A 13523-nucleotide genomic window follows, 5' to 3' on the forward strand; every position below is an offset into this window, starting at 1 on the left:
GATTACTCCTTCGTTGCGCTTGAGGGCAAAGCAACCGGCCGTAACGTAGCGGCATCGATGCAAAGCGTCTGCGGAGGGAGCGACGAACGTGGTGAAGGTCCGGTCGAGGAGCGAAGAGGGCCGATCGGGTCGACATCCGGGACGGGGCGACGAGGCGCAACCGTACGCCGCCGACGGTGCGGGCTGAAATCCATGTCGAACATCGAAGCACGCTTCGGCCCCGCCTTGCCGCCGCCCGGACACGGGCCGCCTCTCGGACTTCACGACCAGGTTCTCCGTGCACCGGCTGTCGCACGGAGGGCGAGGTCGGACCGGTCTCTCGCCCTGGGGCTTCTCGCCGGAGACATGGTATCCGGAGCGATTGCGATCACGATCGCCTTCTCGGCGGCGGTCGCCATTTGGCCGACCAGTCATGTCGACTTCGCGGACTGGCTGTTGAGCGAGATGTCGGCGCTGCTGCCATTGCTGGCCGGCATTTCGGCCATCCTGGGTGTCTATCGGCCGACCACCAAGAGCCTGATGGAGCGCTTCCGCAACCGGGCGTCGGCGACCTTGATCTTCATGCTGGCGGCGGTCGTGATGTGCGCCCGGGAAGATCCTTCCCTTGTGCTCGTCGTCGTGCCGCTCATCGGGGCATTCACGCTTGTCCTTGGATCGTGGGCGGAGCACCTCATCGTCGTCCGGTTTGCGCGGTCCGGGGCATGGGGCATGCCGACCGCGATCCTCGGGGCCGGCGCCCGGGGGCAGGCGTTCGCACGGCTCCTGCTCGACCAGCCCGCTTGGGGCCTGAGGCCGGTCGGCTTCATCGACGACGGGATGTCGGACGCCGCGGCCGAGAGGGCTCCAGGCGGAGAAGAAGGCGATACCGCCGGTGCGCTCCCACGGCTCGGTACCATCGACGAGTGGGGGGTCGGCGCCGGGATCGAGGTCGTGGTCGTGCCGGACGGCCATGACCTGCCACCCGATCCGGACGCGCTGTATCGGCTGGGCGTTCGCAAGATCCTGGTGGTAAGCCAACTGGGCGATCTCGCCTCCTTTGGCCTGCAGGTTCGCCATTTCGATCGATATGTGGCCCTCGAGCTGGGCGGCCGGCCTTCCTCTCTCGGTCGCGTCCAGAAGCGGGCGATCGATCTCGCCCTGGCGTTGCCGCTGGCGGTGCTGACGTGGCCGATGGTCGCCTGTCTCGCCCTGATGATAAAGGTCGTGGATCCCGGGTCGGCGTTCTATCGCCAGCAGCGCGTCGGGCGCGACGGCAAGCCGATTTACGTGCTGAAGCTGCGCACGATGTACCGGGATGCGGAGCAGCGGCTCGAACAGGTGCTCGCCACGGACGAGGCCCTGCGCGAGCAGTGGCAGCGCTATTTCAAGCTGACGAAGGACCCGCGGATTCTGCCGCATATCGGCGATTTCCTGCGGCGCACCAGCCTCGACGAGCTGCCGCAGCTCTGGAATGTGATCCGCGGCGATATGAGCCTCGTCGGCCCGCGACCGTTCCCCGCCTATCATATCGATGCCTTCGATCGCGAATTCCAGGCGCTGCGGGCGACCGTGACGCCCGGCCTCACCGGCCTGTGGCAGATCTCGGCGCGCAGCAGCGGCGATCTCGGCGTCCAGCGGGCGCAGGACTGCTTCTACATTCGCAACCGGTCGCTCTGGCTCGATCTCTATATCCTCATTGCGACGCTGCCGGCGGTGATCGTCGGCCATGGGGCGAAGTAACGCCCAAAAGGAGCGATGCGGACGGTGATGCGGCCTTTTCGCCTTTGCTTGCGAGCCAAGGGTCATGAAAAGCAAGTTGTCGCCACGCAGCAGGGCTCCGAGGATTACCCTCTTGGGGGTAGCAATGTTTGGTTCAGTCGGTGCACTCCGCCGTGACGGAGCTGAGGCGCTCATCCGGAGGTTCAGGGGTCTGGGGGTGGATCGCGAGGAGGAGCTGCAGGCGCTCCTGGCGCTGGTTAGAGCCAAGCGCTGCGTGGGGCGTGGCGAGGACATCGTTCGGGGCGGCGATTCGCCAAGCTGTCTGGCCATTCTGTTGGAAGGCCTGGCCTGTCGCTACCGGATGATCGAGAACGGCCGCCGGCAGATTTTCACCTTTCAATATCCCGGCGATCTTTGCGACTTCGACCGCTACATCTTGCCGGAAGGCGAAGACGCGGTGGCGGCGTTGACCGTCTGCTCGGTCGGCATCATCTCCCATGAGGATATCGGACGTGTCACTGCGGAGTATCCGCGGCTCGGCCTTGCCTTGTGGCGTGCGACGATGATCGAGGCGGGCATCTTCCGTGAAAGGTTGCTGAATGTCGCCCAGCGGCCGGCGCTGCCGCGCATCGCCAACCTCCTGTCCGAGCAAATGGTCCGGCTGGAGGCAATCGGCATAAGCGGGACGGTCATTCCGATGACGCAAGTGGATCTGGCCGACGCCGCGAGTCTTTCCACTGTCCACATGAACCGCACCATACAGGATCTGCGGGAGCTCGGCGTGCTGTCGAAGAATACTCATGCGATCGAGGTCGCTCACAGGGAACGATTGATGGACCTCGGCAAGTTCGACGGACGCTACCTGAATACCTCTAAAGCGGAGACAATTGCGCACCCGGCCGCGAATTGCGCACACTGGCATCGACGTCCAGGGACAACGGGCTGGGACGCGGCGAGCTGGCCAGGAGGTCCTTGAGCCAGGTCTCGCCACGGAACCTTTGATACTGCTCCCCGCGCAGCCGGTCCGCCAGGCGGCCAGCCGGTAGCACGACGTCGCCGTAGGTGATCACGGAATCCTTGGCGATGTCGTTCGTCAGCCGACAGCCTTCCACGAGGCCTTCCGGCAGATAGCGGCCGCTGCTCATCTCCTCGACATTCACCGCCTCGCCGTAGGTCATGTACATGCCATAGTCGTCGAGAATCTCGCCGGCCTTGAGATCGCGCTTGGCCACCGCGCAAACCTCGACAACGGGCCCTCCAAGCGGCTTGATGACTGGATCGCGGAACAGAACCGCGCGGGCGATCGCGTTCGGCACCTCGAAATGCACCAGATGGTAGGGCAGGAAGAACGAATAGAGCGGTCCCGGTCCCATCTTGTAGAGGTTGAGATAGTGCTGCTGCTTGGGGTCCGGATGTTCGGCCAGACAGAATACCTTGGTCAGCGGCGTCCCGACGACGTAGTCCATCGCGCCGCCGAGCCGGCGCAGCTCTTCGAGGTCGTAGAGCTCGCCGATCTTCATGACGTCGCCGGTGTACTCGACGCCGCGCGACATGCCGCGTGTGAGGACCCTGAAGCCGGTCGCATTCCCCACGGCGGACTGCTCGAAGCTGATCTTGGAGCCGTCGGCGAAGCTCGTCACCATCGTGGCGTTCTGGCCCCAGCGCTCGGCGAAGCCTTTCTGGGTCGTCGGGTTGCGGTAGCGGTCCTGCAGGCCCTTCACGTTGCCCAGCAGGCGCGGTGTCAGGCCGAGTCCCTTGACCCAGCGGAAGAGGTTCATCTGCAGGCCGGGCTCATCCCCTTCGCAGCCGGTCAGGATCACGCCGTGCCTCTCGGCGTAGGTCTGCAGGATGGGCCCGATCGTGGCGTCGAGCTCGGCGTTCATCAGGACGACGTCCTTGCCGTGCCGGAAGGCCTCGAGCACGACGTGGGCGCCGAATTCGACCGAGCCGGTGACATCGACGAGCACGTCGATATGCTCCGAACGGGCGAGCAGCATCGCGTCCTCGGTGACGACCGGCCGCAGGCGAAAGGCGGCGTCATCGAGCTCCCGTTGCGTGCTGGCGAACGCGACATCCTCATGCCCGGCGTACCTGAACACGCCGGCGGCCCGCTCGACCTTTCGGTTGGAGATGGCCACAACGCGCATACCCGGCACGCTATGGGTGATCTGGTTGGTCAGGCCCTGGCACATGAAGCCGGCACCCACGATGCCGACGCGAACGGGCTTGAGTTGCTCCTCGCGGGCCTTCAGCGCTGTATCGACGATCCACATGGCGGTGCTCCTGTATCATTCACAATGGCAGCCGCGGCCGCCTGCACGCTCTGCCTCGTCACGCGGGGACGAGCGCGAGGGACATCTTGCGTTTCAGTTCCCCCTCGATGTCATGCAGCGGGGCGAAAGCCTGATCCTTCGGCGAGACCACGGACACCGGCAACGGCCACTCCAGACCGAGCTTGGGATCGTCGTACCGCAGACCACCCTCCGTATCGGGCGCATAGAACTCGCCGACCTGGTAGCTGGTGTCGGTGTCGTCGCGCAGCGCCTGATAGCCGTGCGCGAAGCGCTCCGGCACATAGAGAGCCCGCATGTTCTCCTCGGTCAGCTCGACGGCAACGTGCTGCAGGTAGGTCGGGCTCTCGGGCCGAAGGTCGACGATGATGTCGAGGATGGCGCCCCGCGTGCATCGCACCAGCTTGGTTTCGGCCTTCGGCGGATACTGGAAATGCATGCCCCGTAGCGTGCCTTTCCGGCGATTCGAGGCAATGTTGGCCTGGGCGATGACGGGTTTCAGGCCATGGTCGCGGAACTCATGCTGACAGAAGGCCCGGGCGAAGAAGCCACGTTCGTCGACCTTGCGATCGAGATCGATGATGAAGGCGCCCTTGAGCCTGGTTTCGGTGAAGATCACGTTCGCCTTCCTGTCTAGCTGGCCGCTGTTGCAACGTGCTCGAGGGTGTCGCCGGTCGCGTGGCGGTGCCTGAGGTCTTCCGCGAGGATGCCCTCGGCGATCAGCTTCTGGATGTGGCTGATGCGCTGGTAGCGCGGCCCCTCGAACTCCTCGAGCGTGAGATTCGATTGGCGGTAGGCGGCGTAGAGCTGCTCCGCACCGCGCCGCGCATCGTACTGCGGCCTGAAGGCGGGCAGCACGCGCGCGATCTTGTCGAAGTTGACACGATAGGAGCGCGTGTCGGGGCTGGCGCCCGGCGCGAACTCGAGCCGGCATCCCGGGACGACGTCGGCGACGATCTCGGCGATGTCGCGGATGCGGTAGTTGTGGCCCGTCTGGCCGACATTGAAGGCTTGATTGCGCACCAGGTCCTCGGGGGCCTCGAGAGCGGCAATGAACGCCCGCGAGATGTCCTCGATATGGACGATCGGCCGCCATGGCGACCCGTCGGATTTGAGGTAGATCTTCCCCGTGGTGACTGCCCAGGCCACGAGGTTGTTGAGCACGATGTCGAAGCGAATCCGCGGCGAAACGCCATAGGCGGTCGCCGGACGCATGAAGGTCGGGCAGAAGCTGCCATCCGCCAGGGGAGAAATGTCGCGCTCCGATCGGACCTTGGATTCGCCGTAGGCCGTGACCGGGTTGAGCGCGCCGGTTTCGTCGAGCATCGCTTCGCCGGCCTGCCCGTAGTTGCTGCACGAGGACGCCATCAGGAAGCGCCGGACGCCGGCCTGCTTGGCGAGCGTGGCCAAGCGCACGCTGGCGCGATGATTGATCTCGTAGGTGAGCTCGGGCCGGAAATTGCCCAAGGGATCGTTCGACAGCGCGGCGAGATGGATGATCGCATCGAGTCCATCGAGGTCGCGTAGCTCGACGTCGCGAGTGTCCCTGCGAATGTGCGGCACCTCTACGATGCGGCCGCCCGCGGCGAACGTGCAGCGTTCGTAGAGATTGCTGTCGAGGCCGATCACGTCGTGCCCCGCCTGCTGCAACATCGGGACCATGACGGTTCCGATGTAGCCCAAATGTCCCGTCACCAGTACACGCATCGCCGTCTTGCTCCTGTCATGCGCTGTCGCGCGTCATTGCACCGTAAGCTTTCGGGCATGGAAGGCCTCCGCGAAGCCGTCTGCCGCACGGCATTCCATCCCGCGCAGGCGGGCGAGCCCCATGAATATTTCACCGTCGAACCAGCCCTTCGAGCGCTGCGAGCCGAAATGGTCATTCAGCAATTTCGCCTTGCGCTCCATCAGTGCCCGGCTGGCGGGGATATAGACGTTCGGCTGGCCGATGTCGCCGTCCCACTTCGGAATCTCGTACTCGAGGATCACGTGGTCGCGGAACGTGTTCCATGTCAGCTCGGAGACCTGCCGGTGGTCCTGATGCGCATCGCCGCGCCAGTGGCACAGGATCACGTCCGGTGACGTGCGCGTCTTGAGTGTCTCGAACCAGTCCTTGATCTCGCTCCCCTGGTGCGGGAAGAATCCGTCCCTGAACTTCGCCAGGTCGATGACGGCGCGCTCTGCTTTTGCGAGAAACGCCTGTGCGGACGCATGCGCCTCGTCGGCACGCGCGCCCTGGGCACTCAGCACCGACCAGTGCACATCGAGGCGGACGCCGCGCTCGATCCAGCCGAGGATCGTCGCGCCGGCGCCGATCTCGATATCGTCCGAATGAGCACCGATGCACAGTACGGAAAGGCGCTCACCCCAGCCGGTGAGCTCGAGATGCTTCATCCCGCCTTCCTTTCCGCGTCGCCCGGAAGTCCGCCGAGGGGACCGTTGAGCCGCCAGGGCATCGTACCCTTGTCGACCAGGTCCTCGAGCACCTGTTTGTCCTTCAGCGTGTCCATGGGGCGCCAGAATCCTTCGTGCCGGAAGGCCATGAGCTGGTCGGCATCGATCAGCCGCTGGAACGGCGCCTCGACCAGCTCGTCGCCCGGTTGCATGTAGTCGAAGATCGCCGAGCGGAAGATGAAAAAGCCGCCATTGATCCAGAGATTGGCGTCCTGGCTGGCGCGAATGCGCTGAACCTTTCCGCTCGGCCGCATATCGACCAGGTGCAGGCTGAACGATGGCCGGACGGCGATGAAGCAGGCGAGCTTGCCGCTCGCGCGGAACGTCTCGGTCATCTCGTCCAGATTGACGTCGCAAAGGCCGTCGCTGTAGTTGGCGTAGAACATCTCCTCGCCCGCGACGTGCTCGCGCACCGCCCACAGCCGTTGACCGATATTGCGCCAGATGCCGGTGTCGATCATGGCGATGCGCCAGTCCTGCTGCGGATCGCCCAGGATCTCGACGTTCTTGCCGAAGCCCGTGACGATGCAGTCGGCGTAGGTTTGCGGCTTGTGGTTCAGGAAGAATTCCTTGATCACGTTCGCCTTGTAGCCGAGGCACAGGATGAAGTCCTTGTGGCCGAACTGGCTGTAGTAGTGCATCAAATGCCACAGGATCGGCTTGTCGCCGATCGGGATCATCGGCTTCGGTATGCTTTCGGCGACATCCCGAATACGGGTGCCGAGACCGCCGCAGAAGAGGATCGTCTTCATCTTAATGCCGTCCTTCGGATAGCGCGGGATGCGTATTGTCTGTGCCTGAGGTGACTCGAGCGCGATCCGCCGGCCCGGTCCAAGTGGCGTCCGGCGTCCCGTTGCGCACGTCCTTGCCCGTGAGGGCGTCCGTCACGGCCCTGACGCAAACGCCGGCGACCAGGGCAGTGCACATCGCCTTGGTCATGATTCCGACCGGCTTGCCGGCGGCCGCACCGAAAAAGGCTCTGATCTGGCGTGCGCGCCGCGAATAGGCCTGCCCGTCCGTGCTCAGGTAGTTCTTTATCTCGTGATAGCCGAGCGCCCAGGACGAGCCGGCATGGATTCGCCTGAGGTAGAGGCGTTCGGGGACCGATCGAAAGCGGCCAAGCAACGCCAGCTCGGCAAGCATGGCGCGATCGCTGCTGGCGAAGTTCAGCAGGAGCTGTGTCCGGGCCAGGGCTTGGCGCCGGACGACGCCGTACATATGGCTCCCCCAGCGTGCGTGGAAAAGCACCTGCCGGAAGCGTTCGACCGCGACGGCACTGTCTCCGATCGTATGGCTGTCCGGCATGTGTCGAGCGCCGGTTTCGGGATCGATATACGTTCCGGTGCCGGAATCGAAAGCGAACGCCTGCCCGTCGTCGTCGATGAACGTCGTCCCACTATGGGCCAGGACGACAGTCGGATCATCGGCGAGTATCCGGACACAGGTTTCGAGATAGGTCCTTTGGTAGAGGTCGTCGTGGGCGGCCCATTTGAAAAGCGGGGCAGCCGACAACTCGTAGGTTCGGTTGTAGTTGGGGTTTGCGCCGATATTTCTGTCGTTGCGGACATAGCGAATACGGGCGTCGCGTCCGGCATACTCGCGGCAGATTTGCGCGGTGCGGTCGGTCGATGCGTTGTCGCAGATGACGAGCTCGAAGTCCGTGAAGGTCTGCGCCAGGAGATGGTCGAGCGCCTGCGCCAGGAGCTTCTCGCCGTTGTAGACCGGCAAGCCGATCGACAGCTTCGGCATGGGCCTGTTGGGTGAGCGAGCCATTTCCTTCCCACTCCGCCTTCTGCTCACGCGGGATGACGTGTCGCTCGGCCGGATGCAGGGAAGCGTGTCGATGCGGTTATGTTAAGTCAACGAACCGCCGAGGTTACTCCCACCGGAGGACGCCTCTTCGTCGATATCCGCGGTGCTTGTCGGTACCTCTTTCGGGCTACTCCGACTTGAGGGGCGGCTGCCGTCCAAAGCGCCGCCCGCGCCATGCTCCGATCGATGTATTCAGTTAAGGATGAGCGTCCTCAAGTTCGGCGAGGAGAGGCGACCTCCGCGTGCCTTGGCGCGGGCCGCGACGGAAGACCGAGCCCGCGAGAAGATCGGCGGCGTCGCGCGTCGCATCGCCTGGTCGGGGGCGAAAATCGCCAACGGCATGTCGACGAGCGTCAGGCGTGTCGTCGATCGTGCCTCCTGGACCCTTTTCGACCAGTGCACCGTGAGCGCCGGCAACTTCGTACTCAACGTCCTGCTCGCCCGGGCGCTCGGACAGGACGAGTACGGCAAGTTCGCGCTCTTCCTCGGAGCCATCTTCATCCTGCGGGTGGTCGACTATGCGATGATCTCCTATCCGCTGTCGTTGCGTCTGCCCGTCGCCAAGGAGCAGGACCATGCCGGACTGCTCGGATTCACGGTCCTGCTTGCCGCAGCCCTCAGCCTCGTCCTCGTCACCGTGATGGGGCTGGGGGTCGCATTGCTGGGCGCCATCGATCTCCTGCTGCCGGCCTGTCTCTGCTACCTCTGCTGGCAGGCGCAGGAGACCGCGCGGCGCTGCCTGCTGGCCGAATTCCGATATCGCGAGGCGATGCCGGGCGACGCCATCGCCTATGTCGGACAGGCGATCCTGGTCCTGGTACTGCTGCGTCTCACGACGGTCACGCTGTCGACCACCCTCTATGCCATGTCCGCGGCGTTCGCTTTTGGCGCGGCCGTGCATGCCTCGAAGCTGCGCTTTGCCTGGCCGAGGTCCGCCGGGATCGGCCGGTTGATCCTCGACTACTTCTCGGTGGGCAAGTGGTCGCTCGTCGTCTATCTGCTCCAGTTGCTGCGCGTGCAGCTCCTTCCGTGGCTGCTGGCGACACTGTCGGGCACTGCGTCGACGGCATCGCTGCAGGCCAGCTTCAACATCGCCAACATGATGAACCCCGTCGTTCTGGGCATGGGAAACGCGGTGCCGCAGATTGCCGCCCATGCACATCGGTCCGCCGGCATTCGGGGCGCGGTCCGCGCGGCATCTGGTTACCTGCTTTTCGGCCTGGCCCCGATCCTGGTCATATGCTTCGCCGGCGTGCTGCTTCCGCATTCCCTCCTGCGGGCGGCCTACGGTCCCTCCTCGCCCTATCTTGCGGTCGCGCTTTGCCTGCAGCTTCTCATGGTTGCCGGCGTGCTCGACTATGTCGCCGAGATGATCAGCAAGACGCTGCTCGGCGTTCAGGCCGGCAAGCCCGCCTTCCTCGTCAATGTCGTGTCGGTGGCGACCGTCCTGGCGCTGGCCGTGCTGCTTATCGGACCATTGGGCGTGACGGGCGCCTGTCTCGCCCTGCTGGCGGCCAGTCTGGTGCGGATGGTCGGCGCGGCCATCTCGATGGCCTGGTTGATCAGGCGGGACGAATCCCATGCGGCGGTCGACGGTGACCGCCCGATTGGCAGAGGGGCCTCCGGGCCGGAATGACCATGTTGAGCACGCTCGAATACGAGTCGCGACGCGTGCCGACTGTCGGCGATCGATATCTGGGGCTGCTGGCCGCCGTGCTGCTGGGCTATGCCCTGATGGGGAAGGGTTTCGCCTATATCGGTCTACCTCCCCTCTACATAGGGGAGATCGCCTACCTCATCGGGGTCCTCGTCCTGGCGAGGTCGGGCGCCTGCCTTGCCATGCTCGCCACGCTGCCGAGCCTCGTTCTCGCCGTACTGATGATCTGGGCCGTTGCCCGGACAGTGCCGTTCCTGGACGTATATGGCGTCGATGCGCTGCGCGACAGCGTCCTCGTGCTCTATGGCGGCTTCGCCTTCATCGTTATCGGGCTTCTGCTTGAGGACGCGCGCCGCATCGATGTCGTGGTCCGCTACTACAGCTTCTTCGTCGGGACGTTTCCCATAATGCTGGTCGGATATGCCGCCACGCGATTTTGGCAGGACTACATACCGAGCTTCTACGGGCCGAACATCCCGATCCTGGACATCCAGGCGACCGCCGTGGGGATGCATCTGGCTGGCGCCGCGGTCTTCGTCCTGGCCGGCTACCGGAAGGCGTCACCGCTCTGGCTCGCGACCTGGCTCGCCCTGTTCTCGCTTGTCGGGACGATCAATCGCGGCGCCCTGCTTTCGGTCTTCGTGCCGGTCGTGCTTGCGATGCTTGTGCTCGGTCGCCTGCGGCTGATGCTGGCGGCCGCCGCCACCGTCGTCGCCCTGATCGGCGTGGCGTACACGCTCGAGGCCACCTATTCCCACTTTCACGAAGCCGAAGAGTCGAGCGAGCGGCCGGTGAGCGCGCACCAAGTCGTGGACAATATCAAGGGCATCTTCGGCGAAGGTGGAGAACAACTTAGGGGGACGAAACAGTGGCGCCTCGACTGGTGGGACGTCATCATCGAGAAGACGTTCCATGGCTCGAACTTCTGGACGGGCAGGGGTTTCGGGGTAGATCTGGCGCGGGCCGACGGCTTCGAGACGCCGCCCGATCCCAGCGATCCCCGTCCCCCGCCGCCGTCGCGCAGCCCGCATAGTGCGCACCTGAACCTTTTGGCCCGGACCGGCATGCCAGGCCTCGCGCTGTGGTTGCTTCTGCTCGTTTCCTGGGGCGTCATGATGCTCAGGGCGATCTTCGCTGCCCGATCCCGGGGGCACGAGCAGTGGGTCGGCCTCTTCCTGTTCGTCAGTTGCTATGTTCTGTCCATCATCATCAACGCGTCGTTCGACGTCGTGCTCGAAGGACCGATGCAGGGCATCTGGTTCTGGTGCCTGTTCGGCTTGGGCATCGCATCGGTGATGGTCTATCGAAGCCATGTCGCCGCCGAAGAGCCGAGTCCGGACCAATGACGGAAAGCAGGACGACATGGATTTGCTTGCTGCTGGCCTTTGCCCTTCTGATTGCGGGTGGGCCGTCAGTGGCGTGGGCCGGTGAAGCGCCGTGCCCGGCTGGAGCGATCGCCATCGAGCCCGGCGCCTCGATTCAGGCGGCGGTGGATCGCGCCGGCGATGGCGCTGTGTTCTGCCTGAAGAACGGGATTCACAGGGCGCAGTCGATTCGGCCCCGAACGGGACAGCGCTTCTTCGGCGAAGGCCGTACGGTGCTTGATGGCAGCCGTCCCGTGAGCGGCTTCCGGCGCGAGCAGCGCTACTGGGTGGCGACCAACCCGTTCCAGCCGACCGCGGCGCACGGCGAATGCCTGCCGAGTGCGCCGACCTGCGACCGGCCCCAGATTCTGTTCATCGACGATCGGCCGCTCATCAAGGCAGCCAGCAAGCGCGCGGTCGGGAAGGGCCAGTTCTACATCGACTATGACGGCGGAAAGATCTATCTCGCCGACGATCCGACCGACCGCCGGGTCGAGGCGACGGCGGCCCCGTTCGCCTTCAAAGGTCCGGCTGCGGACGTCACGATCGGCAACATCACGGTCGAAAAGTACAGGAATGCCGCGCAGGACGGCGCCATCGACGCGCGCGAGGGCACCGGCTGGATCATCGAGAACTGCGAGGTGCGCCTGAACAGCGGCACCGGCATCAGCGCCGGACCCGGCAGCCGCGTGCAACATTGCGCCATCCATCACAACGGTCAGATGGGAATCGGCGGCAACGGCAACAACATGCTTATCGAGGACAATCGCATCTGGTCGAACAATATCTACGGCTTCGACCCGGACTGGGAAGCCGGCGGCGTGAAGATCGCCGAGAGCGACGGCGTCACGTTCCGCCGCAACCACGTCTACGACAACAACGGTCCTGGGCTGTGGTGCGACATCGACTGCCACAACGTCCTCTATGAGGACAATCTGATCGAGAACAACCGGTACATGGGCATCCACCACGAGATCTCGTTCCGCGCGGTCATCCGCAACAACGTCGTGCGGCACAACGGAAGCGGAAAGAGGAGCTGGTTCTGGGGCGCGGATATCGATGTCGCGGCATCCGAGGGGGTCGAGGTGACCGGCAACAAGCTGACGGTCGACGCGGGGGGCTGCGGTATCGTGTTGATCGACCAGGGCCGCCGGTCGGACAGCGGCAGGGAATACAAGACCCGCAACAACGTCGTCCATGACAACGAGATCACGTTCGAGGGCGCTCCCTGCGCCGGCGGGGTCTCCGACACCATGCCCGGCGACGCGAATTTCGACATCATCGCCAAGGGCAACAATCGGTTCGACGGCAATACCTACCGCGTCCGTCGCGGCAGCGGAGCGGGCCGCTTCGTCTGGGGGCGGGAGGTCACCGACTGGGACGGCTTCCGGCGGAAGGGCCTCGAAGGCAGTGGCCGCATGGTCCTGTTCTGACGACTACTTCCGGCGCAGCAAGTCCTTCAACGCGGCCTGGATGACGTAGAACACGAACAGGGAATTGTAGCGGAGGTAGCGCGGCCCCAGGCGAAGCGGGTCCTTGCAAAGCCGATAGAACCAGGTGAGTCCGAGCCGTTGCATCCACTTGGGGGCGAACTGCTGGCGCCCGCTCAGCAGCGTGAACGCATCGCCGACCGCGAGAAAGACGCCCCCTCGATAGCGTCCCTGATTGGCGATGATCCAGCGCTCCATGCGCACGCCGGGCAACGCCACCCATACGAAGTCGGGCCGGGCGGCGTTTATGGTGTCGGCGAAGCCTTGCTCGTCCGCTTCGGTCCAGGGTCGGAAAGGGGGGCTGAGCATGCCGGCCATATCGATGTCCGGCTGCAGCTGGTGCAGTGCCTGCTGCAGTCCGAGCAGGCACTCCTCCGTGTCGCCGAATAGGAAATGCCGCCATGGGCGGGGGGTGTTCCGTATGACATGCCGCATCAGGTACGGACCGTAGACGCGGTCGGCGAGCCGCGCGCCGCGAGCGTTCAAGGTCCAGACGATCGGCATGCCGTCGGGCAGGACCAGGTCGAACGCGTCGATGGTCTTCCTGAAGCCGGGATCGTGCCTCGCTTCGGCAATGATGTGAGTGTTGGCAGGGCAGACGGCCGTCGGCCTGCCCTGCTTGGCGAGCGCCTTCACCCTCTCGAGGGCGCTGTCGTAGGTCGCGCAGGCAACCGGGGTGCCGAGCACGTCGATCGAAGGCGGCGAGCTCGGCGCCTGAAATCCCATTTCCGACTTGGCAAGCGTCATTGGTACCTAC

General features: G+C 64.7%; 12 protein-coding genes. 5 read left to right on the forward strand and 7 right to left on the reverse strand.

Annotation, left to right across the window (positions count from 1 at the left end; translation table 11 throughout):
- Positions 1 to 345 precede the first annotated feature (345 nt).
- Positions 346 to 1719 carry an exopolysaccharide biosynthesis polyprenyl glycosylphosphotransferase gene (locus OJF58_RS16220; RefSeq protein WP_300778756.1) on the forward strand — a complete coding sequence of 458 codons (1374 nt, stop codon included), beginning with the start codon at positions 346 to 348 and terminating at the stop codon, positions 1717 to 1719.
- Positions 1720 to 1915: 196 nt separating this feature from the next.
- Complete coding sequence (locus OJF58_RS16225) at positions 1916 to 2674, forward strand: Crp/Fnr family transcriptional regulator (RefSeq protein ID WP_300778757.1); 759 nt, start codon at positions 1916 to 1918, stop codon at positions 2672 to 2674.
- Here the strand turns inward: OJF58_RS16225 and OJF58_RS16230 are convergent.
- From OJF58_RS16230 to OJF58_RS16255, 6 genes are read right to left on the reverse strand one after another with little or no spacing between them, the layout of a single operon-like run.
- A complete protein-coding gene (locus tag OJF58_RS16230) occupies positions 2571 to 3971 on the reverse strand; it encodes a Gfo/Idh/MocA family oxidoreductase (RefSeq protein WP_300778758.1) in 1401 nt (466 codons plus the stop codon). The genes OJF58_RS16225 and OJF58_RS16230 overlap by 104 nt on opposite strands.
- Positions 3972 to 4029: 58 nt before the next feature.
- Positions 4030 to 4608, reverse strand: coding sequence for a dTDP-4-dehydrorhamnose 3,5-epimerase (gene rfbC, locus OJF58_RS16235; RefSeq protein ID WP_300778759.1), 579 nt, complete (start codon positions 4606 to 4608; stop codon positions 4030 to 4032).
- A 14-nt stretch (positions 4609 to 4622) separates the two neighbouring features.
- Complete coding sequence (locus OJF58_RS16240; protein ID WP_300778760.1) at positions 4623 to 5696, reverse strand: NAD(P)-dependent oxidoreductase; 1074 nt, start codon at positions 5694 to 5696, stop codon at positions 4623 to 4625.
- 33 nt (positions 5697 to 5729) lie between these two features.
- A complete protein-coding gene (locus tag OJF58_RS16245; protein WP_300778761.1) occupies positions 5730 to 6383 on the reverse strand; it encodes a PIG-L deacetylase family protein in 654 nt (217 codons plus the stop codon).
- Positions 6380 to 7195: a sugar phosphate nucleotidyltransferase gene (locus OJF58_RS16250; RefSeq protein ID WP_300778762.1), complete on the reverse strand. Its 816-nt coding sequence runs from the start codon at positions 7193 to 7195 to the stop codon at positions 6380 to 6382. The genes OJF58_RS16245 and OJF58_RS16250 overlap by 4 nt, the downstream gene beginning before the upstream one ends.
- A 1-nt stretch (position 7196) precedes the next feature.
- Positions 7197 to 8216 carry a glycosyltransferase family 2 protein gene (locus tag OJF58_RS16255; RefSeq protein ID WP_300778763.1) on the reverse strand — a complete coding sequence of 340 codons (1020 nt, stop codon included), beginning with the start codon at positions 8214 to 8216 and terminating at the stop codon, positions 7197 to 7199.
- A gap of 142 nt (positions 8217 to 8358) precedes the next feature.
- Here OJF58_RS16255 and OJF58_RS16260 point away from each other — a divergent pair, with 142 nt between their 5' ends.
- From OJF58_RS16260 to OJF58_RS16270, 3 genes are all read left to right on the forward strand, one after another.
- Positions 8359 to 9891 carry a hypothetical protein gene (locus OJF58_RS16260; RefSeq protein WP_300778764.1) on the forward strand — a complete coding sequence of 511 codons (1533 nt, stop codon included), beginning with the start codon at positions 8359 to 8361 and terminating at the stop codon, positions 9889 to 9891.
- A gap of 2 nt (positions 9892 to 9893) precedes the next feature.
- Positions 9894 to 11258 carry an O-antigen ligase family protein gene (locus tag OJF58_RS16265; protein ID WP_300778765.1) on the forward strand — a complete coding sequence of 455 codons (1365 nt, stop codon included), beginning with the start codon at positions 9894 to 9896 and terminating at the stop codon, positions 11256 to 11258.
- A 251-nt stretch (positions 11259 to 11509) separates the two neighbouring features.
- Positions 11510 to 12709 carry a right-handed parallel beta-helix repeat-containing protein gene (locus tag OJF58_RS16270; protein WP_300778766.1) on the forward strand — a complete coding sequence of 400 codons (1200 nt, stop codon included), beginning with the start codon at positions 11510 to 11512 and terminating at the stop codon, positions 12707 to 12709.
- A gap of 3 nt (positions 12710 to 12712) precedes the next feature.
- Here the strand turns inward: OJF58_RS16270 and OJF58_RS16275 are convergent, their stop codons facing one another.
- Positions 12713 to 13513, reverse strand: coding sequence for a WecB/TagA/CpsF family glycosyltransferase (locus tag OJF58_RS16275; RefSeq protein WP_300778767.1), 801 nt, complete (start codon positions 13511 to 13513; stop codon positions 12713 to 12715).
- Positions 13514 to 13523: the final 10 nt, after the last annotated feature.

The organism is Enhydrobacter sp. (assembly GCF_030246845.1).
Classification (GTDB): Bacteria; Pseudomonadota; Alphaproteobacteria; order Reyranellales; family Reyranellaceae; genus Reyranella.

Excerpts from the sequence above, each read along its gene's own strand:
- OJF58_RS16230 (WP_300778758.1), bottom strand. The coding sequence starts at position 3,971 with ATGTGGATCGTCGATACAGCGCTGAAGGCCCGCGAGGAGCAACTCAAG.
- OJF58_RS16265 (WP_300778765.1), top strand. The coding sequence starts at position 9,894 with ATGTTGAGCACGCTCGAATACGAGTCGCGACGCGTGCCGACTGTCGGC.
- OJF58_RS16240 (WP_300778760.1), bottom strand. The coding sequence starts at position 5,696 with ATGCGTGTACTGGTGACGGGACATTTGGGCTACATCGGAACCGTCATG.
- OJF58_RS16275 (WP_300778767.1), bottom strand. The coding sequence starts at position 13,513 with ATGACGCTTGCCAAGTCGGAAATGGGATTTCAGGCGCCGAGCTCGCCG.
- OJF58_RS16250 (WP_300778762.1), bottom strand. The coding sequence starts at position 7,195 with ATGAAGACGATCCTCTTCTGCGGCGGTCTCGGCACCCGTATTCGGGAT.
- OJF58_RS16220 (WP_300778756.1), top strand. The coding sequence starts at position 346 with ATGGTATCCGGAGCGATTGCGATCACGATCGCCTTCTCGGCGGCGGTC.
- OJF58_RS16255 (WP_300778763.1), bottom strand. The coding sequence starts at position 8,216 with ATGGCTCGCTCACCCAACAGGCCCATGCCGAAGCTGTCGATCGGCTTG.
- OJF58_RS16245 (WP_300778761.1), bottom strand. The coding sequence starts at position 6,383 with ATGAAGCATCTCGAGCTCACCGGCTGGGGTGAGCGCCTTTCCGTACTG.